Annotated in this window: 25 protein-coding genes, 1 tRNA gene, 1 rRNA gene and 1 riboswitch; of the genes, 17 read left to right on the top strand and 10 right to left on the bottom strand. The window is 37.0% G+C overall.

Translation table 11 applies throughout. From position 1 onward, the window contains the following. Window positions 1-80 precede the first annotated feature (80 nt). From FAR12_RS00130 to FAR12_RS00120, 3 genes are all read left to right on the top strand, one after another. The gene (locus FAR12_RS00130; RefSeq protein ID WP_126405211.1) at window positions 81-857 is read left to right on the top strand and encodes a fumarylacetoacetate hydrolase family protein; all 777 of its coding nucleotides are present in this window, start codon (window positions 81-83) and stop codon (window positions 855-857) included. An 18-nt stretch (window positions 858-875) separates the two neighbouring features. Further along, a complete protein-coding gene (locus FAR12_RS00125) occupies window positions 876-1,649 on the top strand; it encodes an IclR family transcriptional regulator (RefSeq protein ID WP_126405210.1) in 774 nt (257 codons plus the stop codon). 382 nt (window positions 1,650-2,031) lie between these two features. Next, window positions 2,032-3,819 carry an L-lactate permease gene (locus FAR12_RS00120; protein WP_126405209.1) on the top strand — a complete coding sequence of 596 codons (1,788 nt, stop codon included), beginning with the start codon at window positions 2,032-2,034 and terminating at the stop codon, window positions 3,817-3,819. Between the two features lie 103 nt (window positions 3,820-3,922). On the opposite strand, the gene FAR12_RS00115 is transcribed toward FAR12_RS00120, so the two are convergent. Then, window positions 3,923-4,111, bottom strand: a complete 189-nt coding sequence (locus tag FAR12_RS00115; protein WP_126405208.1) for an aspartyl-phosphate phosphatase Spo0E family protein — start codon at window positions 4,109-4,111, stop codon at window positions 3,923-3,925. Window positions 4,112-4,430: 319 nt separating this feature from the next. On the opposite strand from FAR12_RS00115, the gene FAR12_RS00110 reads away from it, so the two are divergent. The 4 genes from FAR12_RS00110 to FAR12_RS00095 all read left to right on the top strand — a co-directional run bounded on the left by FAR12_RS00110 (window position 4,431) and on the right by FAR12_RS00095 (window position 9,548). Next, a complete protein-coding gene (locus FAR12_RS00110; RefSeq protein WP_126405207.1) occupies window positions 4,431-4,613 on the top strand; it encodes a twin-arginine translocase TatA/TatE family subunit in 183 nt (60 codons plus the stop codon). A 568-nt stretch (window positions 4,614-5,181) separates the two neighbouring features. Then, window positions 5,182-7,140 carry a lipoteichoic acid synthase gene (ltaS, locus tag FAR12_RS00105; RefSeq protein WP_126405206.1) on the top strand — a complete coding sequence of 653 codons (1,959 nt, stop codon included), beginning with the start codon at window positions 5,182-5,184 and terminating at the stop codon, window positions 7,138-7,140. Window positions 7,141-7,559: 419 nt separating this feature from the next. Continuing rightward, the gene (locus FAR12_RS00100) at window positions 7,560-8,720 is read left to right on the top strand and encodes a coiled-coil domain-containing protein (protein ID WP_126405205.1); all 1,161 of its coding nucleotides are present in this window, start codon (window positions 7,560-7,562) and stop codon (window positions 8,718-8,720) included. 207 nt (window positions 8,721-8,927) lie between these two features. After that, window positions 8,928-9,548: a YitT family protein gene (locus FAR12_RS00095; RefSeq protein WP_126405204.1), complete on the top strand. Its 621-nt coding sequence runs from the start codon at window positions 8,928-8,930 to the stop codon at window positions 9,546-9,548. A gap of 6 nt (window positions 9,549-9,554) precedes the next feature. On the opposite strand, the gene FAR12_RS00090 is transcribed toward FAR12_RS00095, so the two are convergent. Further along, window positions 9,555-10,079, bottom strand: a complete 525-nt coding sequence (locus FAR12_RS00090) for a phosphoglycerate mutase family protein (protein ID WP_126405203.1) — start codon at window positions 10,077-10,079, stop codon at window positions 9,555-9,557. Next, a complete protein-coding gene (locus FAR12_RS00085; RefSeq protein ID WP_126405202.1) occupies window positions 10,061-10,831 on the bottom strand; it encodes a phosphosulfolactate synthase in 771 nt (256 codons plus the stop codon). Before FAR12_RS00085 ends, FAR12_RS00090 begins: the two co-directional genes overlap by 19 nt. A 190-nt stretch (window positions 10,832-11,021) precedes the next feature. On the opposite strand from FAR12_RS00085, the gene FAR12_RS00080 reads away from it, so the two are divergent. The 5 genes from FAR12_RS00080 (at window position 11,022) to FAR12_RS00060 (ending at window position 15,188) form a co-directional block, all read left to right on the top strand. Beyond that, window positions 11,022-12,272 (top strand): MFS transporter, encoded by a 1,251-nt coding sequence (locus tag FAR12_RS00080; RefSeq protein WP_126405201.1) that lies wholly within the window; start codon window positions 11,022-11,024, stop codon window positions 12,270-12,272. 69 nt (window positions 12,273-12,341) lie between these two features. Then, window positions 12,342-12,623 carry a hypothetical protein gene (locus tag FAR12_RS00075; protein ID WP_126405200.1) on the top strand — a complete coding sequence of 94 codons (282 nt, stop codon included), beginning with the start codon at window positions 12,342-12,344 and terminating at the stop codon, window positions 12,621-12,623. 87 nt (window positions 12,624-12,710) lie between these two features. After that, window positions 12,711-13,475, top strand: a complete 765-nt coding sequence (locus FAR12_RS00070; protein ID WP_126405199.1) for a sulfite exporter TauE/SafE family protein — start codon at window positions 12,711-12,713, stop codon at window positions 13,473-13,475. Window positions 13,476-13,645: 170 nt separating this feature from the next. Continuing rightward, on the top strand, window positions 13,646-14,494 hold the full coding sequence (locus FAR12_RS00065) for a class I SAM-dependent methyltransferase (protein ID WP_126405198.1): 849 nt from the start codon (window positions 13,646-13,648) through the stop codon (window positions 14,492-14,494). 91 nt (window positions 14,495-14,585) lie between these two features. Further along, window positions 14,586-15,188 (top strand): DedA family protein, encoded by a 603-nt coding sequence (locus FAR12_RS00060; RefSeq protein WP_126405197.1) that lies wholly within the window; start codon window positions 14,586-14,588, stop codon window positions 15,186-15,188. 90 nt (window positions 15,189-15,278) lie between these two features. Here FAR12_RS00060 and FAR12_RS00055 read toward each other — a convergent pair whose 3' ends face one another. From FAR12_RS00055 to FAR12_RS24110, 3 genes are all read right to left on the bottom strand, one after another. After that, on the bottom strand, window positions 15,279-16,982 hold the full coding sequence (locus FAR12_RS00055) for an IS200/IS605 family accessory protein TnpB-related protein (protein WP_126405196.1): 1,704 nt from the start codon (window positions 16,980-16,982) through the stop codon (window positions 15,279-15,281). 218 nt (window positions 16,983-17,200) lie between these two features. Continuing rightward, on the bottom strand, window positions 17,201-17,644 hold the full coding sequence (locus FAR12_RS24115) for a methyl-accepting chemotaxis protein (RefSeq protein WP_425456123.1): 444 nt from the start codon (window positions 17,642-17,644) through the stop codon (window positions 17,201-17,203). A gap of 512 nt (window positions 17,645-18,156) precedes the next feature. Beyond that, window positions 18,157-18,600 (bottom strand): methyl-accepting chemotaxis protein, encoded by a 444-nt coding sequence (locus FAR12_RS24110; protein WP_425456122.1) that lies wholly within the window; start codon window positions 18,598-18,600, stop codon window positions 18,157-18,159. Window positions 18,601-19,102: 502 nt separating this feature from the next. Here FAR12_RS24110 and FAR12_RS00040 point away from each other — a divergent pair. After that, on the top strand, window positions 19,103-19,498 hold the full coding sequence (locus tag FAR12_RS00040; RefSeq protein WP_246010259.1) for a GtrA family protein: 396 nt from the start codon (window positions 19,103-19,105) through the stop codon (window positions 19,496-19,498). A 47-nt stretch (window positions 19,499-19,545) separates the two neighbouring features. Here FAR12_RS00040 and FAR12_RS00035 read toward each other — a convergent pair whose 3' ends face one another. Continuing rightward, window positions 19,546-20,073: a DUF6241 domain-containing protein gene (locus tag FAR12_RS00035; RefSeq protein WP_126405193.1), complete on the bottom strand. Its 528-nt coding sequence runs from the start codon at window positions 20,071-20,073 to the stop codon at window positions 19,546-19,548. Window positions 20,074-20,359: 286 nt separating this feature from the next. Next, window positions 20,360-20,460: riboswitch (purine riboswitch) on the top strand. A gap of 163 nt (window positions 20,461-20,623) precedes the next feature. On the opposite strand from FAR12_RS00035, the gene FAR12_RS00030 reads away from it, so the two are divergent. After that, the gene (locus FAR12_RS00030) at window positions 20,624-21,817 is read left to right on the top strand and encodes a nucleoside transporter C-terminal domain-containing protein (RefSeq protein WP_126405192.1); all 1,194 of its coding nucleotides are present in this window, start codon (window positions 20,624-20,626) and stop codon (window positions 21,815-21,817) included. A gap of 102 nt (window positions 21,818-21,919) precedes the next feature. Here the strand turns inward: FAR12_RS00030 and FAR12_RS00025 are convergent. Together FAR12_RS00025 and FAR12_RS00020 are read right to left on the bottom strand one after the other, a co-directional pair. Further along, window positions 21,920-21,992, bottom strand: a tRNA-Ala gene (locus FAR12_RS00025). Between the two features lie 90 nt (window positions 21,993-22,082). Then, window positions 22,083-22,775, bottom strand: a complete 693-nt coding sequence (locus tag FAR12_RS00020) for an MgtC/SapB family protein (RefSeq protein WP_126405191.1) — start codon at window positions 22,773-22,775, stop codon at window positions 22,083-22,085. 324 nt (window positions 22,776-23,099) lie between these two features. On the opposite strand from FAR12_RS00020, the gene FAR12_RS00015 reads away from it, so the two are divergent. Both FAR12_RS00015 and FAR12_RS00010 read left to right on the top strand, forming a co-directional pair. Beyond that, entirely contained in the window at window positions 23,100-23,996 is an 897-nt protein-coding gene (locus tag FAR12_RS00015) for a DMT family transporter (protein ID WP_126405190.1), read from the top strand. A gap of 32 nt (window positions 23,997-24,028) precedes the next feature. Then, window positions 24,029-24,592 carry a GNAT family N-acetyltransferase gene (locus FAR12_RS00010; protein ID WP_342772266.1) on the top strand — a complete coding sequence of 188 codons (564 nt, stop codon included), beginning with the start codon at window positions 24,029-24,031 and terminating at the stop codon, window positions 24,590-24,592. A gap of 40 nt (window positions 24,593-24,632) precedes the next feature. Here the strand turns inward: FAR12_RS00010 and FAR12_RS23170 are convergent, their stop codons facing one another. Then, window positions 24,633-24,806, bottom strand: coding sequence for a hypothetical protein (locus FAR12_RS23170; RefSeq protein ID WP_170972030.1), 174 nt, complete (start codon window positions 24,804-24,806; stop codon window positions 24,633-24,635). 466 nt (window positions 24,807-25,272) lie between these two features. Here FAR12_RS23170 and FAR12_RS00005 point away from each other — a divergent pair. Then, window positions 25,273-25,581: ribosomal RNA gene (locus tag FAR12_RS00005) — 16S ribosomal RNA — on the top strand; the annotation flags it as partial.

Raw genomic sequence — 25,581 nt, 5'->3', positions numbered from 1 at the left:
AAATCATCTAGAGGCATTCTATCTATCGTTAGAATGCCTCCTTGTTCATATTTAAATAATTTTCGAGAGGAGCAAAAACGATGAAATTTACGCGCTTTACTTTTGAGGATAAGAAATATACAGGTGTTGTTCACAATGAAATGATAAGAGAAATAAAGGGAAATATTTTTACAGAATGGGAGTATACAGGACAAAACTTTGCGGTAGACGAAGTGAAGTTTCTTGCTCCGCTTGTTCCTAATCAAATTATTGGGATTGGTGCAAATTTTGTTGCAAAAAAGGAAGATTTGCCTGATGAGCTACCGGAGATTCCAGTCTTTTTCTTTAAACCGACTTCTTCCGTTATTGGACCAGAGGATGAAATTGTCATCCCGCAAGGCTGTTCTGAGGTGAAGTTTGAGTCAGAATTAGCGGTCGTGATTGGAAGAGAGGCAAAAGATATTTCTGAATCAGAAGTGTTTGATTATGTCTTCGGTTATACGGTTGGGAACGATGTGACAGCACCAGCCTTTTTCCATGAAGCCGGCCATTGGACAATTGGAAAGTCTTTTGATACGTTTACACCATTAGGTCCGGTCGTTGAAACAGAACTCAATCCAAAAGATGTCCGTGTAAAGGCTGTACTGAACGGTTCAGAAAAACAAAATAGTGGAATGGATCTTATGATTATTTCAATTGAAAAAATGATTTCCTATCTTTCTAAGGTTATGACTCTTGTGCCTGGGGATGTCATTTTAACAGGAAGTCCAGTAGGGGCGGAATTTGTTGGGGAACATGATGTGATTGAATGTACGATCGAAGAAATCGGAACATTAAGAAATAAATTCACAGTACCTTCAAGGGAGCTCCAACGTTAATACGTGGAGGTGAGTAAGATGGAACGGGATAACATGGTTAAATCTGTAGGGCGAGCATTGGATATTATAACCCTTGTCAGCGCGAAAAAAGGTGGACTGGGTGTAACGGAAATTGCCAAACATATTGATATCAATAAGAGCTCGGTTTACCGCATCTTAGCGACATTAGCCCAGTACGGCTATATTGAACAGGATACAGATACAGGTCGTTACAAGCTTGGCTATAAATTTCTTGATATTAGCTCAAAATTACTTGAATCGATCGACTTAAGGTCGGAAGCAAGACCTTATTTGCTTGAACTAGAGAGAGAGACTAATGAGGTCATTCATCTTGTTGTTTGGGACCAAGGTGAGGTCGTCTATATTGAAAAGCTCGAAGGCAATGAAACGTTACGGATGCATTCTAAGGTTGGAAAAAGAGCACCGATGCACTGTACGTCAGTTGGAAAAGCGATACTCGCCCACCTACCGATTAATGTCGTTCTTGAAATCATCGAACGTAAAGGCTTGCCGATGCATACCGATAAGACGATTACGGATAAAGATGAATTTCTCCAAGAGTTAATCAAAGTGAAGCAAAGAGGCTACGCTCTTGATTTAGAGGAGAACGAATACGGCATTACGTGCATCGCAGTTCCGATTTTTGATCATCTAGGGAAAGTAGTTGCTTCGGTTAGTATTTCAGGACCAACAATGAGAATGACAGATGAGAGATTAGAACAGCTAAAGGTTCAAATGATCGCAGCGGGAAGAGAAATTTCTGCGAGACTTGGGTATGTAAATATTGTTTAAATTTGAATTTGCTTAGTATCTTATCGTTATATGATGGATTGCTACAGGTGTGAAGGTAGCGACCGTTATTTTAACCGAAAAGATATTTTAAGCAAATTTTTTTTATTTTAACTAATCCTATAAAGTTATTGAAATTATCAGAAAAGTATGTATAATTCTATTTAGGTTTACTTATGTTATATAACAAAATATTTATTGTTATATAACATTGTTGCCTATTATGCAACGAAGAGTAATATTGTTTCTTATTATCAGAGGTTTTTTTCGAAAAATTTGTTGTTTTTGGAATAAGATTCTAGTTGTATCAGTAGACTGATTCCTACCGTAACAAAACAACAAACGATGCGAAAAGAGCCGAATCAAAAATGAAAGGGGAATGTTAATGAGTACGGGAATGTTATCTGTATTATCGCTCTTACCAATCATCGTAGTTGCCATCTTTCTCGTTGGTTTAAGATGGCCCGCAAGTAAGGCAATGCCAATCTCCTATTTAGTTGCAATCGCTCTTGCCCTCTTTGTTTGGAAGGTACCTGGTGCAAATGTAGCAGCTGCCTCACTTCATGGTTTGTTCACTGCTGGAACGCTTTTATACATTATTTTTGGAGCTATATTATTACTTAACACTTTGCAAGAAAGTGGAGGAATCAAAACGATTCGCCAAGGATTTACGGATATATCTCCAGACCGACGAATCCAGGTCATCATTGTTGCATGGCTTTTCGGTTCATTTATAGAAGGCTCGGCTGGTTTTGGTACACCCGCTGCGGTAGCAGTACCACTTATGGTTGGTTTAGGATTTCCAGCCATGGCAGCAGTTGTAGCCGGGATGATCATTCAAAGTACACCTGTTTCGTTTGGAGCTGTGGGCACCCCAATGTTAGTAGGAGTCCAAACAGGTCTTTCAGCAGATACAAGTATTACGAGTGATTTTCTAGCGTTAACTGTCGACATTGCCGAGAAAGTTTCCATTCTTCATATGATTGCAGGTACATTGGTTCCACTGTTCGTAGTTGCCTTTATGACGAAATTTTTTGGGAAAAATAAGTCGTTTACAGAAGGGCTAAAAATTTGGAAGTTCGCACTCTTTTCCGCATTCGCCATGACGATTCCATATGTAATTGTGGCGAACACATTAGGACCTGAATTTCCGTCAATGATTGGTGGCTTGGTTGGTTTAGCAATTGTTATTTTTGCTGCGAAAAAAGGGTTATTTATGCCGAAGGAAGATGAAGTTTGGGATTTCGAGGAAAAATCCAAATGGGATCCTGAATGGAGCGGAAAGTTAGAAATAAAAGATATAGCTCATAAAAGCGGCAGCATGAGTATGGTTAAAGCGTGGACTCCTTATGTTTTAGTTGGACTGTTCTTAATCTTAACTCGTTTGCAATCGCTTCCATTTTTGGAGTGGTCACAAGCATGGACACTAAAATGGGAAGATATTTTTGGGTCAGGCATAACGTCTAGTTTTCAACCACTTTATTCGCCAGGTGCTATATTTATCTTAGTCTCTGTTATTACTTACTTTTTGCACGGGATGAATGGAGCTGCGTATAAAAGAGCGTGGGGTGCGTCTGGAAAGACAATGATTGCTGCCTCAACAGCGCTTATTTTCACAGTCCCAATGGTACAAGTGTTTTTAAATACTGGTGGTGGAGAGGCCGGATATGAACGGATGCCAATTGAGTTGGCTAACGGAGTTGCAGCACTCGTAGGGGATGCCTGGCCGATCTTTGCTACTTTTATCGGTGGAATTGGTGCCTTCATTGCTGGTAGTAACACAGTAAGTAATATGATGTTTGCCCTATTCCAATACGATGTAGGTTCACAAATTGGGGTTGACCCGACGTGGGTGGTGGCACTTCAAGCGGTAGGTGGCGCAGCTGGAAACATGATTTGCGTGCATAACGTAGTTGCTGCCGCAGCGGTCGTTGGCCTAGTAGGGAAGGAAGGAACCGTTATTCGAAAAACGCTCCTACCGTTTCTCTATTATGCCCTATTACTTGGTGCATTGGGTTACTCAATTGTTTGGACTGCAGAAAAAGGATTATTTAACATTGGTTCGATCATTGCCGTGTTAATCGCGATAGGAGCCATTTATGTTATTGCAACAAATAATAAGAGAGCGAAACTTTTGCTTTCAAATGACTCTGGTATAAATACTCCTAAATAATTTTGAAATAAGCCTAAAGGGAAACCTTTAGGTCTATTTTTTTTGGGGGGATTTTAGGATCAGTTCTTAGAAAAAGAAAAAAGCATAACAAGACATGGAGGATTTAATGAAATGCCTTGTTATACCTTTTGGAATTGAGTTGTTGATATTTCATGATGTATAGGTCAAGAAGTTGGCTTAAGGCAATCGTCTTTTGACTCGCCAAACCTTCTTCTATTCCTGTCCGAATCATTTCTTTTCGAAGTGTTTCGATGACATTAACTAAATTGCCTTCTTTAACGGGTATCGACATGACTAAAACTCCTTATAAGCTTGAGCGGTTATGATCAAATTTACCACATAATAGACAAGAAATAATCCCTCTACCATTTATCGATAATAAAGGGATTGATTACATATTAATACAGATTTTAACAGACATCAGTGATATTTACTACTCTTAAAGGTGAATTAGAAAAAAATTATAACCATTTTCGTAAGAATTGTAGTACTTGATGACAAAGGATGGAGTAGATTGAGGGTTGCCGATATGTTACAATACTTTTGGGTATAATATATAGGAAAGTTTATGCATCTCTCGTACGGTAAGAGATACATTAAGGAGTGAAAAAATGTTTTCTAACATTGGAATTCCAGGTTTGATATTAATTCTAGTTCTTGCTCTTATTATTTTTGGCCCCAAAAAGCTACCTGAAATTGGTCGCGCGGTCGGTCAGTCTCTAAAAGAGTTTAAAAACTCAACAAAAGGGATTATTGAGGACGATAAAATAGAAGAAGATAAGACAAAGAAATAATCGAACATCTAAAGTAAATAATCAAAAGTCCGATTCATAAAAGAATTGGATTTTTTTTATCTGAAAAACTACCAAAATTTCTCGTCAAATTTCGACTTTCTTCTATTTATATGTCCGATTCTGGCTTAAAGGAAACATCATTGTTGAAGACATGCTTTTAATAGTATTCTACTATGTTTAAAAGGGTTGCTGAAAAATACAAAATTAAATACAAAACATTTTCTAGTTCATTTTCATTATTTTTCGAAAATGAGGTTTTGTGAAACCTTTTTGGGGGGTAATACGTCTATTCAGTATGTAAAATTATCTAACCGGTCACCCTCTTGACAATTCCTTAAAAAGGAGTATATTAGTATCTTGTGTTCATGCTAATTTTAAAGAACAACATAAAAATAATTTAATTGATTTCACAACATGTCCAATATTTTTTAATAATTTGTCTTAGCTTTTCATATATTGTTCATATTTAACAGTTATGCTAGATAATAGCTTGAATGGTTCCAATCGTATCTTTCATTTATTTTGTAAAGAAGTATAATAGGTTACTAGAAGGCAGGTGCAACAAATCATGAAAAACACTTTACAAAAACGATTTAATGTATCTCAAAAATATATTGGTTTCTTTATTTTAGCTGTCGTATTACTTTGGCTAAAATCTTATATTATGCAGTTAACACAATTTGACTTAGGCATCGAAAATTCTCTGCAAAAGTTTTTATTGTTTCTAAATCCGCTAGGTTCTTCTTTATTGTTTTTAGGATTTGCCTTCTTCTTTAAAGGAAGAAGAAAATATATTGCTTTAATGGTAATTGATTTTATCTTATCGTTCCTTTTATTTGCGAACGTGGTGTATTACCGATTCTTTAATGACTTTATTACACTGCCAACTTTATTCCAAACACAAAACTTTGGTGATGTAAGTGGAAGTGTCGTAACATTATTAAAGCCATATGACTTTTTATTTTTTATCGATAATGTGATTCTTATTGCATTACTTGCATTTAAAGTTGTTAAGATTGAAATTAAAGATATGGGCCGTCGCAAAATTGCTGCTGTTTTATGTTTAGCATTAGGATTCTCAAGCTTGAACTTAGCATTGGCAGAATCCGATCGTCCAGAGCTTTTAACTAGAGGGTTTGACCGTAATTACATTGTGAAATATTTAGGAATGTACAACTACACGATTTATGATGCTGTTCAAAGTACAAAGGCATCTGCACAAAGGGTTATGGCTGATAGTAGTGATGTTACAGAAGTTGTGAACTTTACAAAATCAAACTATGCACAGCCCAATCCGAAATATTTTGGAATCGGTGAAGGGATGAATGTCATTTATCTTCATCTTGAATCGATTCAAACGTTCTTGATGGATTATCAGTTAAATGGTGAAGAGGTAACTCCATTCTTAAACTCGTTAATAAGAGATCAAAATACGATGTACTTTGATAACTTCTATCATCAAACTGCACAAGGTAAAACATCTGATGCAGAATTTATGATTGAAAACTCATTGTATGGCTTATCACAAGGATCAGCCTTTACAACAAAAGGAGTCAATACGTACCAAGCAGCTCCTGCAATTTTGGGACAAAAAGGGTACACTTCAGCAGTCTTCCACGGAAACTCAGGAAGCTTCTGGAACAGAAATGAAATTTATAAATCATTCGGTTATGATAAATTCTTCGACATTAGCTATTATGATACTGAAGAAGAACAAATGGCGGAATATGGTTTGATGGATAAACCATTCTTTGCACAATCAGCCGAGTTATTAAAAACTGTACCACAGCCGTTCTATACGAAGTTTATTACTGTATCAAATCACTATCCATATGCGATGAATCAGGATGAAACAACGATTGCACCGCATACAACAGGTGATAAATCAGTCGATAATTACTTCCAGACTGCACGATACGCAGACGAAGCGTTACAGCAATTCTTTGAAGAATTAAAAGCAGCTGGACTATATGATAACTCGATTATTATCATGTACGGTGACCACTATGGTATTTCACAAAACCATGATAAGGCGATGGAAAAAGTACTTGGTAAAGAGCTTTCAACATTTGACAGCGCATCTGGTTTACAACGTGTACCGTTATATATCCGTGTACCAGGCATGGAGGGCGGCGTAAACCATGAATATGGTGGTCAAATCGATGTATTACCAACACTAATGCATTTATTAGGGATTGATACTAAAGAATATATCCAATTTGGTACAGACTTATTATCTGAGGAACATGACTCACTTGTTCCATTCCGAAATGGTGACTTTGTCAGCCCAACCATTACTTCTGTTGGTGGTAAGTTCTATGATTCCAATACTGGTGAACTCATTACCGAGGAACAAGAAGCTGAAGCACTAAAGTTCCAAGAAATCGTTGAGTACAAATTACATCTTTCTGACAATGTTGTGAATGGTGATTTATTACGTTTCTATGAACCGACTGGCTTCACACCAATCGATCGCTCTAAGTATGAATACAATATAACAGATGATAAAAAGTCATCTGAAGAATAATGATAAAGGGCCAATCAGAGAACGAAACTCTCTGATTGGCCCTTTTTTTGTTGATTTCACACCAGTAGATAAACCGCCCCATTTAATTAGCTTTCGTTGGCGATTTTCGACAAAATCCCCTAAAATCTTCGTTTTGTCATATCATGGAATCCTAAGTTAAAATTACCATTTCGCTCCAAATGAACTAGTTCATTTTAGGTTATTAGTACCAGATACTAATGAATTGAAACATAATTGTAATATTATTAACATCATTCTGTTACGATAGACTGATATAGTACTAGATGAGAAAAATGTTTTTTTAACATGAATTTTGTCACTTAAATGAATAAATACGAGAATTATAATTTTATAGACTAATGGCTAGTACATATTTAAATGAACTTGTCGAAACCAAGAAGGTCGGAGGAAATAGAACGATGAAAAAGAAACTTATAGCTCTGAATACATCAATCATCCTAGGCGTAGGGAGTTTTATTGCAATCCCTTCAGTCAGTGCAAACTACTCTACACAAATTCAACAAGTCCAAAAAGATATCGATGCAACTGAAAGCAAATTAGCTGCAGTAGAAGATAAGATTAAAAAAATGGATGAAGCCATTAATGATAACAATGCGTTAATTACAAAAACAGAATCTGAAATAACTACAACACAGGCAGAAATTAAAAAGCTTGAAGAAGAAATTGCTGTGTTAAATGATACTATTGCGAAAAGAACAGAAATTTTAGCAAAACGTGCTCAATCTTTCCAAGAGTCTGGTGGTAAAGTGAGCTATATTGAAGTACTTCTTGGTTCAGAAGATTTTAGTGATTTTATCGATCGTGTATTTGCAGTTTCTCAAATTGCAAGTGCTGACAGTGATCTTATAAAACAACATGAGCTAGATAAAGCAGCAGTTGTTGAAAAACAAGCTGCAGTAGACAAAAAGCTTAACGAGTTAACTGAGAAAAAAGAAGAGCTTGAAGGTATGAAAGCTCAAATGCTAGAACAAAAGCAACAAAACGATGAGCTGAAAAAATCTTTAGAAGAAGCGCAAAAAGGAAATAATGCGAAGCTAAACGAATTAGAAGCTCAATTTGAAGCTGAACAAGAAGCACAAAGAGCAGCATATAGCTCAAACGATTCTAGTAATGAATCTACTCAATCAAGTGGTGGTAAGGTTGCTTATACTCCACCAGCAAACGATGGTAGTCTTAGCACTATTTTAAATGCTGGATACAAATATATCGGTAATTCTGTTTACGTATTTGGTGGCGGAAGATCTGCATATGATGTAGCAAACGGAAGATTCGATTGCTCTGGTTTCGTTAGCTGGGCATTTAGACAAGCTGGTATCAATATCGGTTCTAGTACAAGTGCATTAAGAGGTCAAGGTACAAAGGTTTCTTATAGCGAAGCTCGTCCAGGAGATTTAGTTTTCTTTGACACATACAAGAAAGATGGCCATGTTGGTATCTACCTTGGTGGAGGGAAATTCATCGGTTCTCAATCTTCTACAGGTGTTGCGATTGCAAACATGAACTCTGGTTACTATAAATCACATTTCAGTGGACATGTGAGACGTGTTGCTAACTTTTAATTAGATAAATAAAGGCTTATCTCTATTATAGGGATAAGCCTTTTTGTTTTGCTTTTTTTGAAATAGTTCCAAACACAATTGTACTGATCTTCTTAAAACGTTCATATTCTCTATGAGGTTTTCATAAAATGGACAAGGGAAGATGTCCAATAGGGAGGAAACAAAATGAGGGATATCCGGTTAAACTTAAAGGCCCCATCTGTCTAGATGAAAAAAACAATATTGATTTATTTCTTTTTACTAATGGGGGCCATCGTTCAAGGGATGGCCATGTCGATCTTTTTGTTTCCTCATTCCATCCCTTCCGGGGGGGCAGCTGGACTTGCCATCCTCGTGAATCATTGGTTTCAGTTACCTCTTGGCTTTTCTTTATGGCTAGCAAATGTCGTGTTTTTGGTTTTTGCCTTGAAGTATTTTGGCTATACGTGGACGTTTCGGACCATACTTGCGGTTGCGACAACATCTACAACCGTTAGTCTCTTTTCAATAAAATATCTAATCGTTCCACATGTGAACATTATATTAGATATTGTGGCAGGTGCGATTCTTTTTGGAGTCGGTGTAGGAATCCTTATCCGAGCAGGCGCATCCAGTGGGGGCATGGTCATTCCAGCTTTAATGATTGCCACCTATAAAAATTGGAGCCCAGGAAAAGTCATGATGGCGATAAATCTATGCATTTTCTTATTAACGTCGATTGTGATCGATTATAAGATTGTCATTTATGCGATCATCTGCCAATTCATTTCGACGAATATTATTGATTTCATTTATGAGCTAAAGTTTAATCCCAGCAGTTTTTTAACGCCAAGTTGGAGAAAAAAATAAACGTCTTTAAAACTCGAATGAGATGCACTCATTGTTTAAAACAGTTACTTGATTCATTTGATTAATATGGCCATGTTGATAATAAGATGATAAGGCCCTAATCCAAGAACCATGGCCAAAAGCTAGAATATTAGTTGCCTCCTTGTATTTTTCAAGGAATAAAATAATTCGTTTTTCGAGATTTAGTAAACTTTCTCCGAGCACCAATTCACGTGGATTCTCACTCCACAAACGACCGTATTGCAGAATGAGTTCTTCCTTTGTGCGCCCCTCAAAAGGACCAAAGTCTAACTCATCTAAAAGGGGTTCGCTTTTGGTATCAAAGCCGTATACTTGTGCTGTTTGTCTTGTTCGAGTTAATGTACTAGATAATACGTGCTCAAATGATTTGCCTTCTAATAACTGAAGATTGTGGTGAATTTTTTCCTGAACATCTTCAGATATAGGAAGGATTGGGATATCGCGTTTCCCCTGAAGCTTAGCTTGGAGATTCCATTTAGTAGGGAGATGTCTTATAAGAGTAATTTCCATTCCTGTTCCTCCAGAAAAAATGTTTCGCTTCTTAAGCCTTGGCGCTGGGCCTCTAAAATAAGGGCATCTGTAAGTTTGACATTGCCCAGATTCACATTTGCTCCGACTTCATTTATGAAAAACATTTGATGCTTTGGTGTAGGTGCTTCAAAAATAATTTTTCGGCAATCCAAGCCTTTTATAAGTTCTTGGATCAGGTCTGATTTAATGGTTCCGTTTTGATCGTAAATCCCTGCTGTACCAGAATCTCTTCCTTCAGTAATCACATATTTACAGCCTGCATCGAGCAAAAGCTCAATCTCCGCTCTCCACTCCGAAATCGGCATCTCCTGAGTCGAATCCTTAGAACCAACCTCGGCTATTACGTAAAAATAGTCCTTCGCTCTTGAAATGATTTGAAGCCTTTCCTCAAGTGAAATATCCAAGGTTCCGTTGGATACCTCTAGCCACTCGACCCCTAATTGTTTCAACCAAGCAAAGTACTCAGGCAGTTTCTGTTGGAGATAGCATTTTTCAAATAATGTTCCTCCACAATACGGTTTAATTCCATACGCCTGATATAGGGAAATTTTTTGGCTTATATTAGGTGTTACATAGGCTGAGCCAATGCCTAATTTGGCAATATCAATGAATGGATGATAATCCTTAAGTATATGCTCTAATTCCCCTATTGGGGTACCAAAATCAACAATCGAGGTCAAACCATAGCTTCTATTTCCAGTTGTTCTTTTCGGTAATTCTAAAAAATCCATAAGGAACGCTCCTCCTCCAAGGTCATAGGTACTAATTTTAAAATAGCCTATTCAAAAATTGGGTGAATGTGTATTTATTTGGCTGTTCCATTGAAATTAAACAACAGGTGTGGACAACAAAATTGAATAATCTCCCGCACGGATTCAAACAATAATATAGGTTGAAGTATAGCTATAGGGGGTTCGATCCATGGCAAAGCAAAAGCATAAAGGGATGACGATTTTCGCTATTGGTTCTATCCCGCTCATTCTCGTATTGGGGAATTCCATGCTTATTCCTATCTTGCCGAAAATGAAAACAGAACTAGATATTTCGCAATTTAAAGTAAGCCTCATAATCTCTGTGTTTTCTATCGCCGCGGCAATCGCCATTCCCATTTTAGGGTACTTATCGGATCGGTTTTCACGAAAGGCAGTCATCATTCCTGCCCTTATTTTGTATGGAAGTGGCGGTCTTTTAGCTGGGGCTGCAGCGGCGTGGTTTTCTAATTCTTATATGTGGATTATGGCCGGGAGAATTATGCAAGGACTTGGGGCTGCAGGAACAGCACCGATTGCCATGGCTTTAACAGGAGACTTGTTTAAAGGGGCAGAGCAGAGTAAAGTGTTAGGCTTAGTCGAAGCCTCAAATGGATTTGGGAAGGTAATCAGTCCCTTAATCGGCTCACTTTTTGCCCTTTTATTTTGGTATGCGGCATTTTTTGCCTTTCCCATTTTTTGTTTACTGTCTGTTTTATTAACGATCTTTTTTATAAAGGAGAAAAAAACGAAAAAAGAACCTCCGCCTGTCGGTCAATATGTAAAAGGATTAGTATCCGTTTTTAAAACGGAGGGCCGTTGGTTATTTGTTGCGTATTTAACAGGGGCGACGTGCTTGTTCACTTTGTTTGGTATCTTGTTCTACATTTCCGATATTCTTGAAAAAGATTATCAAATTGATGGGGTACTAAAGGGTGGGATCTTGGCGATACCTTTATTATTTATGACCACTACCTCCTATATAACGGGGAGTAAAATCGGTAAAAAAATGCCATTAATGAAGAAGCTTATCGTTTTAGGATTAATATTGATGACCATTTCATTTTCGAGTCTTGTCTTATTCAAAAGTTTAGTGCCATTTTTCGCGGTGCTTGCAATTAGTAGTGTAGGAACAGGCCTTGTGCTCCCGTGTATCAATAGTTTCATTACAGGCTCCGTACCAACAGATAGACGTGGGTTTGTCACGTCGTTGTATGGCTCTGTTCGCTTTCTCGGAGTTGCTGTTGGACCACCTGTTTATAGTACGTTGATGGACTGGTCTCGAACGGGGCTGTTTTTAACGACGGCAGGATTAACATTATTCGTTGCTTTATTGTCGCTTATCTTTATTAAAGTGAGTAAAAAGGAACCAGCCAAAGAAAAAAATAGCGACACCTTATTTGAAAAACTACAGTTTACTTGAGAAATGGCCATAGTATTCACGATTGGTATGAAAAAATTAAATAGCCTTTCTTAAAAGGAGAAGACAAATATGCAGATTTATTTTTCACCAGAGGTTATTACCCCTGAATTTCAAGTACTGAATATCGTTGATTCATCAAATAAGGCAGTAGGGAATGTAGCGTTGCTTTTTGATGAAAAGAAGCTGTATGTTTATGGGATTTTAGAAGAAGAGGGGGTTAGCTTAGACTTCAAGGATTTAGTTAAACCTTATTTAAAAGGATTAGCGAAAGCGAAAGAAGGAATTGATATTTTTTCTTGTTTATACGTAGGCTGTAAGAAAATCGAATTGAAGGATGAAGAGGAAGAATAGTCCATTTTAGCTCCAATACATTTGTAACAAGGCGCATGACCAATTCATAAATTAGGGTATGAATTGAATGTTTGGAGCGAGCGCTAAATGAGTATTGGAATTATAGTTATGGGACTATTAGTAGGATTTATGGTTGGCTTAACAGGTGTTGGAGGAGCAGCATTATTAACACCAATTTTAGTTCTGCTAGGGATAAGTCCATCGATTGCAGTTGGTACAGATTTGGCTTATAACGCGATCACAAAATTTTTTGGCTCCATGCAACATTGGCGGCAAAAGACCATTAATTTAAAACTGGTTAAGTATCTTGCCATCGGAAGCATTCCAAGTGCGATTTGTGCTGTTGGCGTACTTCATCTATTTAATGCTTTTTTTCATAATCAAGAAGACGTCATCAAGCATGCGCTAGGTTATGTTCTCATAATCGTGGCGCTCACCACTCTGATCAAAACCTTTATGAAGGAAAGATTCCAATGGAATCGATGGCAAGTAAAGCCGTTGGAGGATAAAAAAGCTCTTACGATTGGTATTGGTGCTGTTCTTGGTTTTATTGTAGGTCTTACATCGATTGGGTCAGGGTCGTTGTTTGCCCTCCTGATGCTTTTGATGTATAAATTAACTCCGTCTGAACTAGTTGGGACGGACATCGCTCATGCCTTTCTATTAGTCACGGTTGCTGGTCTTCTCCATGCTGGTATTGGAAATGTGGATTATGCATTAATGATTAATCTCCTTGTAGGCTCTATTCCTGGTGTTACGATTGGAAGTAGTCTCTCTTCCAAGTTTCCCGCAAAACCCCTCCGAACGATTTTGGCTATTATGATTTTCCTCAGTGGTATTACGCTTTTATAACTTATGTAGAGCATCTGGTAAAAGGGGAACTTTGCTTTCCTCTTATTTTTTTGCGTTTCTTGGAAGTATCACCTAAAAAATCATCGAAAGTCCTTCTCTATTCCTTCGTTTTCCACTAGAATGAAACAAGAGTGTTTTTAAAAGATAATAGAGTTTGTGGGGGATGGAGTATGAAGAAGGATATCTTGGAAACGATTGTTTCGTGTATGGCAACACATCAAGAAATGTCTAACATCCAGAAAGTGCAAACTGAACATCGCATCAAGCTAGTGGAGTTTTGGGGAATAAAAGAAGGAAGTAGAGTTCTTGAAATCGGTTGTGGTCAAGGGGATACAACGGCAGTCCTTGCCTATTTTGTTGGCGAAACGGGATTTGTACAAGGAATTGATGTGGCCTCCGGTGATTACGGTGCTCCGATTACCCTTGGAGATTCTCTAGACTTCTTAAAGAAATCAAAGTTAGGAAAACAAATAAAGATTGATTTAGAAACGGATGTTTTGTCTATAGATTTTGATTACCCGGAGAATTCCTTTGATTATATTGTTTTTTCTCATTGTTCCTGGTATTTATCTTCCTTTGAGGAGCTTCAACGTATTATGGAAAAAGCAAAAAGATGGGGAAAACAGCTCTGTTTTGCTGAATGGGATGCAAGAGTCCATACGATTGAACAGTATCCTCATCTTTTATCGATCCAAATTCAGGCTCAGTATGAGGCGTTTAAGCAAGATAGTGAGTCGAATGTACGGACGCTTTTTACACCGGATGATCTTAAAAAGATTGTTGAGTGTGCTGGTTGGAATGTTCTTAATGAGGAAATAATCGATTCATCTGAGCTGCAAGATGGCGTATGGGAAATTGATAAAGTCGTTTCGGACATAGAGTTCGAGCTCGAAAAGACGAAGGATATGCCTGTGAAAATGAAAGAGCTTGTTCAATCGGAAGTGAAGCTGTTACAAGCGTTTGTGGAATCTCATGAAGTAGTAAAGCCACTTTCGGTGTATTCCTTTACGGCGAGTTGAGGATGTTCTAGGTCACAAATCATATTTTTTATCTGGGCAGATTCTGATAAACTATCCTAAGTAGGTAAATTGCAAATTAAAGGAGATTTACATGGAAAATTGGTTAATGGATATTATGAGCGAATACGGGTATATAGGGATTCTTCTTCTCATTGCCCTTGAAAATATTTTTCCACCTATCCCTTCAGAGGTGATTTTAACTTTTGGTGGATTTTTAACAACGACTACCGATATGACGATTATCGGAGTTGTTATTGCTTCAACAATAGGTTCTATCATTGGGGCAATCGTTCTATATTTTCTAGGACGTCAGCTTGATGTGGAAAGACTTGAAAAAATTGTGGACAAGTGGGGCCGTGTCCTTAGAGTTACAAAGGACGATATACATAAAGCGGATGCGTGGTTTGATAAATATGGACCGTGGACGGTGTTCTTCTGCCGTTTTATTCCATTAATTCGTAGCTTGATTTCGATTCCTGCGGGGATGTCGAATATGAATTTTTGGGTATTCCTATTGTTTACTTCGGTTGGTACGATGATTTGGAATATTGTCCTTGTATGCTTAGGGGCAAAATTGGGAGATTCATGGGACCTTATCGTTGAAAAAATGGATGTCTACTCCAATGTGGTCTATGCTTTAATCGTCGTTGCCTTTGTTGCAGTGGTTGTATGGTTCATTAGGAGAAAAAGTTGAACTACCCCTACCTAAAATCTATTTAGATTTTTGAGGAAGGGGATTCCTAAAAAGGCTACTAAAGAATTTAGTAGACCATCGCCCGTTCAACTAGGCAATGGGTTTTCTACTTTTCACCTTTGACAAACCTTTTACCTCCAAGTCTGAAAGAGCCCCTTGAGGAAAGAGTTGATTCAGCGAGTCAATCTTGTCGCAGGCAAAAAGTTCTATCCGATAGAACGCGTGTTTACGAACATCGGATAGGCATGCTGAAACCCACTTCCACTGCGCCCAGTGATGTAGACCTGCTATCTTCTCTGGTAACAGGGAATGCAACACTGGTGGAAGCGTTTCTTTGAAACCCATTGCACGTCGTGCAATCACATAAGAAGCAGCTTGATGAATCGAAATTCCCAATCGCTTCATGTATTTGATTTTGCCAATTTGGGAGGTGTAGGCTGGGTTCACATCAAACACGGCTACCCCCATTTTCTCTGCCCGATTTTTAATGGCAGAAATCATTTTATTGTACGCAAATTGACTCATCGCTTTATTGGCTTTTCTATTGCCGTATGGATGAGAAACTTTGGATTGGGTGGTATTTAATTTTTCCAAAGCAATTGGTTTATTTAACTTCATCGCTAAATCAACAATAACTACTGCTTTGTTTTCAATGATTTTTGTGATTTGTTCAGATGTTTTTCCTTCCAAATCGAAAGAAAACACACCTGATTTAATCAGTTGACCTTTTGCATTAATATTGGACCATGCAATGTGGTCTACATTTAAATCCAGACCTAATAAGCCGTCTGCCCGACTAAAATTTTTATGAGGGTTTTCTGGAACATCCACTATACACTTAAAATTATAGTAGTCCCCATGATCTTCAATAGACCATGCAATGGGTTTGCCGTATTTCTTTTTGTTTTTGCAGTTCAACTGTGTTTCAATTGCATCGTTTACCTGTTCTTGACCATACGGAAATACAAGATTGTCAATCTCTATCTTAGTACTATCCTGGGTTATAAATTGTAGTTTTTGCTTCTCAGGAATATAACAAAAAACGAAATTGCCGACCTTGGCATCTTTTCGTCCACTAATGGTCATTTGATGATAGCGAGCTTGTTCCCAATCTTTTCTCCATTGTTGATGATCGTTTTGATAGTTTTCTATGGTATGTTGTGCTTTAAATAATTTTTTCGTGCCAAAAACTACACTGTTATTATTATTTTTCAAACTTTTTACCTGTTTTTGTAACCTATCTAATCTGAATTCCAATCGACCTAACTTATTTCTAAAATGAGCGATTTGAACATCTAAGTAGTCATGTTCAAATTGGTAAGCATGATAGTATATGTCAGATCTAAATTTAAATTTCACCACAAAAAAATGTCCAACTTGTTGTTCTCTGGAGGTTTGATTAAATTTTGGACTTCCGTTTACAAAAGTTTGTTTGATTTTTAAAAGAGTCGTAAAATGGTGTCTGGTTGATTTTATTTTCTTTTTAACTGAAGTCAGTTGAACTTCTTTGTTTTCTATATACATTTTTCGAAGTTCATTTTGAGATTTGATTAGGGCATTTGCTTCTTGCACAGCACTCCCTGCATAATGATCATTCAATTGAAAACGAGCTTTTACGGTAAGATGCAGAGATTTTTTTCTCCTCGATTCATTCGAACGTTTTTCTAATACTTGTGTTTGAAATGCAAAGTGTTTAGAACGACTGAACAAAAGAAGGGTATGAGAAATAGAGTCGTTATATTTTTCAGGTAACGTATTTTTGTATACACGATTAGAAAAATAGGTTTTCCTCATTTCTCAACCACCCCTAAAGGAACATTTGTTCTCAATTTTATTTTATCAAATTCTCAAAACGTTGTCCTTTAGTTTTCGTTTAATTCCGAAATTAGACACAAAAAGCGATTCATCTCCTCCCTACGTTGTTGAGGAAGGAGTCTTCTCGCTAGAGTTGATAAAAAAAGCGAGGAGCTACACGATATGTGCTAGCTACCTCGCTTTTTGTGTATTGATGATTAAAGTTTAGAAGAACTCATTAATTTATCAGCTGATGATGCGATTAGGTCTAAGGAGTTGTTAAACTCGGCAAGGCTTGCTGTATGCTCTTCAACCATTGTCACAATCTCGTGAATGGAAGAGTTATTTCCATTTATTGCAGCATTCACTTTTTCTAAATACTCAATAATGCTCACAGAAGACTCCTTACTTTGATCGGCCATTCTTCGGATTTCATTCGCAACGACGGAAAATCCTTTTCCATATTCTCCAGCTCTAGCTGCTTCAATCGCCGCATTCAGACCTAAGATTTTTGATTGGTTCGCAATTTCCTGAACCGATTTGATTACCTGGTAGGCGTCTTCGATCATTTTTGAAATACTTTCTGAGTCAGAAGAGATCGCTTGAATCTTTTCTGAAATCGTATGAGAGACATTCGATAATTGTTCAGAGGTAGCTGACATTTCCTCTGATGCGACAGACAGCTCTGAAGCAATATTACGCAAATTTTCGATTTTTTCGGTTGAAGTTGTTGTAATAAGTAAACCAACTACTTCACGGTTATCGATGATTGGATTCCAAGTAACAATAAATGGAAGTCCGAAATCGTTATCAGTACCAAATTCAGCTTTGTTTACTTTCCCTGTTCTTAAGGACTCCTCTAAAAGGGGATTAGGGGGCATGGAATCTAGACGAGTTCCAGCTGGAATATTCGTGGTATCAAAGCTAGCTCTCACCTGTACAAGAATTTGTTTTGTATCGGTTACTAAAATGGATGTCGGTTCGGAAAAAGACCTTTGAATCGTTTCTGCACTATCTAGAATTCCTTGCAATTTCTGTGACATTAGTCCACCGTTCTTTCAGTATTTTTTATGTAAATTATACTATATGAATGATAGACAGAAGAATACATTTTTTTAACACTTTATGGAAATGAAAAAGGCTGACTTTGTGTCAGCCACTTTCATAGGTATCATTATAATTTAGAAGAACTCATTAATTTATCAGCGGATGATGCGATTAGGTCTAAGGAGTTGTTAAACTCAGCAAGACTTGCTGTATGCTCTTCGACCATCGTCACGATCTCGTGAATGGAAGAGTTATTCCCGTTAATAGCAGCATTCACTTTTTCCAAATACTCAATAATGCTCACAGAAGATTCCTTACTTTGATCGGCCATTCTTCGGATTTCATTCGCAACAACGGAAAATCCTTTTCCATATTCTCCTGCTCTTGCTGCTTCAATCGCCGCATTCAAACCTAAGATTTTTGATTGGTTCGCAATTTCCTGAACCGATTTGATTACCTGGTACGCGTCTTCGATCATTTTTGAAATACTTTCTGAGTCAGAAGAGATTGCTTGAATCTTTTCTGAAATCGTATGAGAGACATTCGATAATTGTTCAGAGGTAGCGGCCATTTCTTCAGAAGCGACAGATAACTCTGAAGCAACACTACGCAATGTATCAATTTTTTCAGTAGATGTAGTAATGATAAGCAAGCCAACTACTTCGTGATTATCCATAATAGGGTTAAAGGTAACGATACAAGAGATACCTACACCTTGGTCAGCCCCAAACTCTACACGATTAACATTGCCATTTTTTAATGAATCTGTGATTAGTGCGTTCTCCATCTTTGCAACTGGGAGTCCAATTGGAATATTCGTTGTATCAAACTCTGCCTTCACTTGGGCAACAATTTTTTCAGTATCCGTTACAGTAATTGTAGTTGGTTCTGCGAAAGATCTTTGAATCGTTTCTAAATTATCTAGAATCCCTTGTAATTTCTGTGACATAAGCCTAATATACCCCTATCGTTTTTTAGTAAATTATACTACAAAAATTACAAATATAGGGTTAATTCTAATAAAAATGATGCGATTTCAATATTGTGGAGAAACTAATAGGGAGGTAGAAATCGTGAAGAAAGGGTTGTCTAAGAAAATGAAAGGTGAAGCGCTAAGATTCATTTTGGTTGGTATCGTGAATACCATTCACTATTATCTATGGTATTTACTATTTTCAGAAGCTTTGAACCTACATTATATAATCGGACACTGGACGGCATTTCTCGTCAGTATGATTGGTTCTTTTTATCTAAATACATATTTTACATACAAGACAAAGCCAAGTTGGAAAAAATTCTTCCAGTTTCCGATCACTTATGTGGTGAACATAGCAATCTCTACAGCGGCACTGTATGTCCTAAGAGAATGGGTTCACCTTGATAATAAGGTGGCTCCACTCATCGCAACTGGTATTGCGATTCCGTTTACATTTGTTATATCAAGGAGGATATTGAAGGGAGAGACGTAAAGTCATGTGGAGTTTTTTATGTACGAGCCCCTAATGAAAAGATGAATTCATTCAATATCAAAATGTTCTTCGATAAACTCTTTTTCTTCTTCGGAAGATAAAATACCAGTTGCCTTCCCAATCGTTCCGTTCTGTAAATCCCAAATTTTATTATGATCATGGTCGACCTGGGAGAAGTCATTGTTGCTCCAACGATTAAGAATATCTAAATAAATACTCGCATTCTCGTAATCTTCCTTATTTTGCTCAACGATTGTTATCAACCGATTTACCCGTTCGGCAGTTAGCGGAATGAATCCCCATTTTTCATCAGCTCGGACTTTTTGATGGGACATGCCATGAATAGCATCTTTTATGGCTTCTTCACTCATCTCCATCGGGAATTCTTCTTCTACCGGCTCCGCATCCGTTTCAATTATCTCGATGACTTTTTCCCCATCTTCCACGTTTTGTGAAGTAGTTTCCTTGATTTGTACCGATTCTTTGGTTAAAGACTTATATGTAAAAAATGCGGCTACTCCAATTACGATCACAATAGCAATGAACCCAACCGTTATGAATATGATCTTTTTCATATAATCAGTCCTCCTTTGGCGAAGTTCTATAACCGATAGTGGATTTGAAAATTGCATTGTTCCTACTAGCAATCTAGAAATTCAGCGGAAATTTTTCCACAATTTAACTGTTGTTGATAGTATTATCCCCTACTGAATATATGCTTTCAAGCAAAACGCTATACTGGCATGAGGGGAAAATAGGAAGGAAGCATTGAACAGCTAATTTTCTAATTATTGATATTTATAAAATGATTAGAACTTCTTTTTAAATCATTGTCGTATCTTTTTGTATGTTATAAAATGAGCAAATCACAAAAATGTTCCTTGTATAATATCAGTTGAACGGTCTGATAGTTTCTACCCGGCAGCCATAATTGCTGGACTACAGGGAAGTATGAATAATTAAGAATGAAACATGCAGACTATTCCCATGGATACTAGTTATGATGAATGACAGTATCGAGTAAATAGGATACTCGCCACTCTTACTTTTTTCATGCTTCAGCCTGTTGCTGGGGAAGAAAAAGGACTTCTTATGCGAGGAATTCTATTTGAAGGAGTGGTTTACATGTTTTTTTTATTGAATATTTTAGGGATTTTAATCGTCTTTGGTCTCGTATTCCTTTGTTCTCCTAATAAGAGAAAGATTAAATGGCGTCCAATTATAAGTTTAATCGTAGTGGAACTACTTATTACTTGGTTTATGCTTGGAACTAAAATTGGAATATGGGTCATTAATCAAATTGCCTCATTTTTTACTTTTCTTATTTCCAGTGCAAACGAGGGTATAGCTTTTGCCTTCCCATCTATAATGGCTAATCCAACGGTGGATTTCTTTTTCAGTGCCTTAATGCCGATTATTTTTATCATTACCTTTTTCGATATCTTAAGTTACTTTGGTATTCTAACTTGGATTATCGATAAAGTTGGTTGGGTTATTTCAAAAGTTTCAGGATTGCCTAAGTTAGAAAGCTTCTTTTCACTGCAAATGATGTTCCTCGGAAATACTGAGGCGTTGGCCGTTATTCGCCAGCAACTTTCTATATTAAAAGAAAACCGTCTACTCACATTCGGAATCATGAGCATGAGTAGTATTAGTGGTTCTATTATTGGGGCTTATCTAAGCATGGTTCCTGGAGAGTATGTATTTGCAGCTATTCCATTGAACTGTTTAAATGCTTTGCTCCTTGCAAGTGTATTAAATCCTATTGATGTTACGAAAGAAGAAGATATTGTATATGTTCCATCTAAAGAGGAACGAAAGGATTTCTTCTCTACGATTTCTAATAGTATGCTTGTTGGGATGAATATGATTATCGTTATTTTAGCGATGGTTGTCGGTTATGTAGCTTTAACTGCTTGTTTAAATGGAATTTTAGGATTTTTTATCGATGGATTAACGGTGCAAAAAATATTCTCAATTATTTTCAGTCCTTTTGCATTCCTGCTTGGACTGTCTGGCCAAGATGCGTTGTACGTTGCTCAACTTATGGGAATTAAACTAGCTACAAATGAATTTGTAGCAATGATGGATCTAAAAGAACAGATTCCTTCCTTGGCACCACATACGGTAGCTGTTGCTACAACTTTCTTAACGTCATTTGCTAATTTTAGTACAGTCGGAATGATTTACGGGGCAATCAGTTCCATAATGGGAGAAGAAAAGTCTCGTATCATTGGGAAAAATGTTTGGAGACTATTAGTTAGTGGAATTGCGGTTTCGTTGTTGAGTGCAATGTTTGTAGGATTGTTTGTTTGGTAAAATCTGTTTCGTAAAGATTGTGTGTATCTTCAAAAGCAACAAAATTAGATCCTTGCTAAAATAGGAAAAACCCTTGCGACTGTGCGCAAGGGTTTTCAATTATGGAGAATAGGGGGCTCGAACCCCTGACCTTTTGGCTGCCAGCCAAACGCTCTCCCAGCTGAGCTAATCCCCCAAATGAAGTTTTACAAGGCTAATTATATAGGGGATACCTGCAAAAAATCAAGAGGGAAATACATAATATTCTGTTTTCGCAACCGTGCTTTTACAAACTTTCAATTTCTACACTGCGAACGCCTTCGAGTTTAGAAACGGTATAGTAGACATCAGTCGTTAATCGTTTTTGATTCACGGTTACCCTTAGTTGAACAAGATGGTCATCGTTCTCTAAGTCCTTGATTCTTATATTTTTAATTGAAATCTTTTCTTCATTTAGAGCAGTTATAATCGTAACAATTTTATCCTTGTCCTTGATGTGAAGCTGCAATTTAATCTCTTTTTCTCTTAATTTTCTAGGTCCGATTAAACTTACGATATAAGGGACGATTTCCACGCTTATGATTAAGAAAGCAACCCCTGCAGCAGCTTCGAAATAAAATCCTGCTCCAACAGCAATTCCGATTCCAGCTGCTCCCCAAATTAAGGCAGCTGTTGTTAATCCAGAAATGCTATCATTTCCTCTTCGCAAAATCACTCCGGCTCCAAGAAAACCGATTCCAGAAATAATTTGAGCGGCAAGTCGTAAAGGATCCATTGTTATATTAATATCGGGTCTTGTTGGGACCATATAAGCTGATTCAATTGAGACAATGGTTAATAAGCAACTTACTATGGAAATAACTAAACAAGTTTTTAATCCAACGGGCTTTCTTTTTAATTCTCTTTCCAATCCAATGATAAGGCCAAGGAAGGCAGTTATCCCAAGTTTTATGAGCATTTCGATTTCTAGATCAGTCATAGCATCATACACACCTTTATGTAAAAGTAATTAGAGCAATCTTACCTTATTTTTGAAAAAAATCTAGTAGTCATTCATGAAATTCTGTTTGCAAATATTCTTGTTAAAATCCTAATTCCGATTTTAACGTAGAAGTAGTTATTTGGTGCATCGTACTTAGCTTGCTAGCTCTTTTCTCATTGTTTAAGGGTGCAGACATCACTTAAAACAAGATTAATTCATTGATTTTTTGCTCAAAAAGCAACAAAATTTGAGAAAAGAGCCTTAATGAAAAAAAGGTTGTAAAATGATTTAAGTATGTATTTTAAATAGGAGTTGAAAGCAATGGGTCCTAAAATGAACCCTTACCTGGCACTGGCAATTGGCGTATTATCCGTGTCAACATCTGCAATTTTTGTAAAAATGTCGTCAGCTCCTTCTGGTGTTATCGCGTTTTACAGATTGTTTTTTGCCGTAATTATTATGTTACCAATGTTTTTATTAAAGTATGTTAAGGAGCTTCGTCTTATTACGAGACGAGATTGGATCTTCTCGATCGTTGGTGGTGTCTTCTTAGCATTCCATTTCATTCTTTGGTTTGAATCACTAAATTACACCTCTGTTGCAAGCTCCACTGTATTGGTTACATTGCAGCCTTTGTTTGCTTTTGTGGGAACTTATTTCTTTTTTAATGAAAAATTTTCAGTAAAAGCTATACTCTGCGGAATCATGGCTATAGTGGGAAGCTTTATTATTAGTTGGGGAGATTTTCGGATTAGTGGTTCAGCTTTATTTGGAGATATCCTTGCATTAATCGCTTGTGCGCTAATTACAGCATATTTAATGTTTGGACAAACTGTTAGGAAAAGAGTCACTCTTATTACTTATACATTTGTTGTATATAGTGTAAGTAGCCTAACACTTTTAGTCTATGTTTTGGTAAAAAAAGAACCATTGGCTCCTTACCCTACTTCTGATTGGATCTATTTTCTCTTGTTAGCGATTGTCCCAACTCTATTCGGACATTCATTATTCAACTGGTCAGTCAAATGGTTGAGTGCTTCTGTTATTTCAATGGCGATCTTATTAGAGCCAATAGGGGCAACTATACTTGCTTACTATCTTTTAAATGAAACACTTTCCCAATCACAAGTGGTGGGAGGGCTCATCGTGATGGGGGCGTTAACGATTTTTCTATTGGAAGGAAAAATCTTTAAGGGTAAAGTAAAACTAGAGAATTAGAATGAAAACTATCTTTTAAGGAATGGTGATGAATGGACATGGGATGGGATGAAGCATTTGAGGAATTTCCTGTACTAGATACAGAGAGATTTCGATTGCGTAAGATTGAATTAACGGATGCCTCCAATATGTATAGTTATTTTTCACAGGATAGAGTGACGGAATTTTATGATCTAGAAACTTTTTCGTCTAAACAACAAGCTGTAGAACTAATTGAAAGTCTACTATTCCGTTATCAGTCTCGAAAACAAATTAGATGGGGTATCGCCAGGAAGAAAAATAATGAACTCATAGGCACATGTGGATTTCATGCTTTAGAAAAGGATCATTTTAAAGCGGAGATAGGCTATGAGCTTCATCCAGATTATTGGGGGAGCGGTGTGATGGCAGAAGTCATTGCGAAAGTAGTGAACTATGGCTTTAATGAAATGGGCTTAAATCGCATCGAGGCCTTTTACGATCCTTTAAACCATGCCTCAAGAAGAGTGCTTGAGAAAAATGGTTTTGAATTTGAAGGGATTCTGAGGAAAAGATTTTTCGAAAAAGGAAAATTTGTGGATGCCGCTATATCAGCACTATTGAAAGAAATTAAATAAGAGAATCACATGGACTTGATTCTCTTATTACTGGGAACGACTATAGGATATAAGTAAGTCCAGAAAAGATAAATGCAAAGGTAAATGTAAAAATAAAGGTTCCACCGTGAACTTTCTCATCAGAATTGGCGATTTTAATTCCTTCTATATAGGAAAATACGAATAAGTATACTGCCATGATAAATGATAGATATAAAGCTGCATTTCCTAACACTACTATTCCCACCCTCTCGTAAATAGCTCTGATATACAAATTTATATGATATTTTCATGGCATTATGACAGTTAAAGATTTTAGAATTAAGAAGCTAAGTAAAAAAACTTAAAAAAACATAAAAATTATATTGAAATCATTTTTCAGCCGTGTTATATTATTTCTTGTCCTTAACAAGCAACAAACTTTTAAAGAAAGTTATTTTAAAAAAGTTATTGACTTGAACTTCGGATATATGTTATATTAACAAAGTCGCTCCTGAGCGATAAGAAAGATGTTTTTTCTAAGTGAAAAAATAAAGGAATGATATTTTCGTTAACGCGAAAGTAAGGAATGATATTTTCACTTTCCTGAAAAATCCTAATTGTACTTTGAAAACTAAACAAATCATACGTCAACGTTAGTTTTATTTTTAATGAAAAATATTTTCGCTAACGCGAAAAATTTTAGAGCTAATTCTTACTCTTTATTGGAGAGTTTGATCCTGGCTCAGGACGAACGCTGGCGGCGTGCCTAATACATGCAAGTCGAGCGAACAAAGAGGAGCTTGCTCCTCGATGTTAGCGGCGGACGGGTGAGTAACACGTGGGCAACCTGCCTGTAAGACTGGGATAACTTCGGGAAACCGGAGCTAATACCGGATAATGCTTTTGAACTCATGTTCGAAAGCTGAAAGATGGTTTCGGCTATCACTTACAGATGGGCCCGCGGCGCATTAGTTAGTTGGTGAGGTAACGGCTCACCAAGGCAACGATGCGTAGCCGACCTGAGAGGG

The organism is Bacillus yapensis, assembly GCF_005280205.1.
In the GTDB taxonomy this organism is placed as follows: Bacteria; Bacillota; Bacilli; order Bacillales; family Cytobacillaceae; genus Robertmurraya; species Robertmurraya yapensis.
This window is presented reverse-complemented; position numbering and strand designations above follow the sequence as displayed.

Coding starts and splice junctions, on each gene's coding strand:
- FAR12_RS00130 (WP_126405211.1), top strand. CDS start 81: ATGAAATTTACGCGCTTTACTTTTGAGGATAAGAAATATACAGGTGTT.
- FAR12_RS00125 (WP_126405210.1), top strand. CDS start 876: ATGGAACGGGATAACATGGTTAAATCTGTAGGGCGAGCATTGGATATT.
- FAR12_RS00120 (WP_126405209.1), top strand. CDS start 2,032: ATGAGTACGGGAATGTTATCTGTATTATCGCTCTTACCAATCATCGTA.
- FAR12_RS00115 (WP_126405208.1), bottom strand. CDS start 4,111: ATGTCGATACCCGTTAAAGAAGGCAATTTAGTTAATGTCATCGAAACA.
- FAR12_RS00110 (WP_126405207.1), top strand. CDS start 4,431: ATGTTTTCTAACATTGGAATTCCAGGTTTGATATTAATTCTAGTTCTT.
- ltaS (WP_126405206.1), top strand. CDS start 5,182: ATGAAAAACACTTTACAAAAACGATTTAATGTATCTCAAAAATATATT.
- FAR12_RS00100 (WP_126405205.1), top strand. CDS start 7,560: ATGAAAAAGAAACTTATAGCTCTGAATACATCAATCATCCTAGGCGTA.
- FAR12_RS00095 (WP_126405204.1), top strand. CDS start 8,928: ATGAAAAAAACAATATTGATTTATTTCTTTTTACTAATGGGGGCCATC.
- FAR12_RS00090 (WP_126405203.1), bottom strand. CDS start 10,079: ATGGAAATTACTCTTATAAGACATCTCCCTACTAAATGGAATCTCCAA.
- FAR12_RS00085 (WP_126405202.1), bottom strand. CDS start 10,831: ATGGATTTTTTAGAATTACCGAAAAGAACAACTGGAAATAGAAGCTAT.
- FAR12_RS00080 (WP_126405201.1), top strand. CDS start 11,022: ATGGCAAAGCAAAAGCATAAAGGGATGACGATTTTCGCTATTGGTTCT.
- FAR12_RS00075 (WP_126405200.1), top strand. CDS start 12,342: ATGCAGATTTATTTTTCACCAGAGGTTATTACCCCTGAATTTCAAGTA.
- FAR12_RS00070 (WP_126405199.1), top strand. CDS start 12,711: ATGAGTATTGGAATTATAGTTATGGGACTATTAGTAGGATTTATGGTT.
- FAR12_RS00065 (WP_126405198.1), top strand. CDS start 13,646: ATGAAGAAGGATATCTTGGAAACGATTGTTTCGTGTATGGCAACACAT.
- FAR12_RS00060 (WP_126405197.1), top strand. CDS start 14,586: ATGGAAAATTGGTTAATGGATATTATGAGCGAATACGGGTATATAGGG.
- FAR12_RS00055 (WP_126405196.1), bottom strand. CDS start 16,982: ATGAGGAAAACCTATTTTTCTAATCGTGTATACAAAAATACGTTACCT.
- FAR12_RS24115 (WP_425456123.1), bottom strand. CDS start 17,644: ATGTCAGCTACCTCTGAACAATTATCGAATGTCTCTCATACGATTTCA.
- FAR12_RS24110 (WP_425456122.1), bottom strand. CDS start 18,600: ATGGCCGCTACCTCTGAACAATTATCGAATGTCTCTCATACGATTTCA.
- FAR12_RS00035 (WP_126405193.1), bottom strand. CDS start 20,073: ATGAAAAAGATCATATTCATAACGGTTGGGTTCATTGCTATTGTGATC.
- FAR12_RS00030 (WP_126405192.1), top strand. CDS start 20,624: ATGTTTTTTTTATTGAATATTTTAGGGATTTTAATCGTCTTTGGTCTC.
- FAR12_RS00020 (WP_126405191.1), bottom strand. CDS start 22,775: ATGACTGATCTAGAAATCGAAATGCTCATAAAACTTGGGATAACTGCC.
- FAR12_RS00015 (WP_126405190.1), top strand. CDS start 23,100: ATGGGTCCTAAAATGAACCCTTACCTGGCACTGGCAATTGGCGTATTA.
- FAR12_RS00010 (WP_342772266.1), top strand. CDS start 24,029: ATGGACATGGGATGGGATGAAGCATTTGAGGAATTTCCTGTACTAGAT.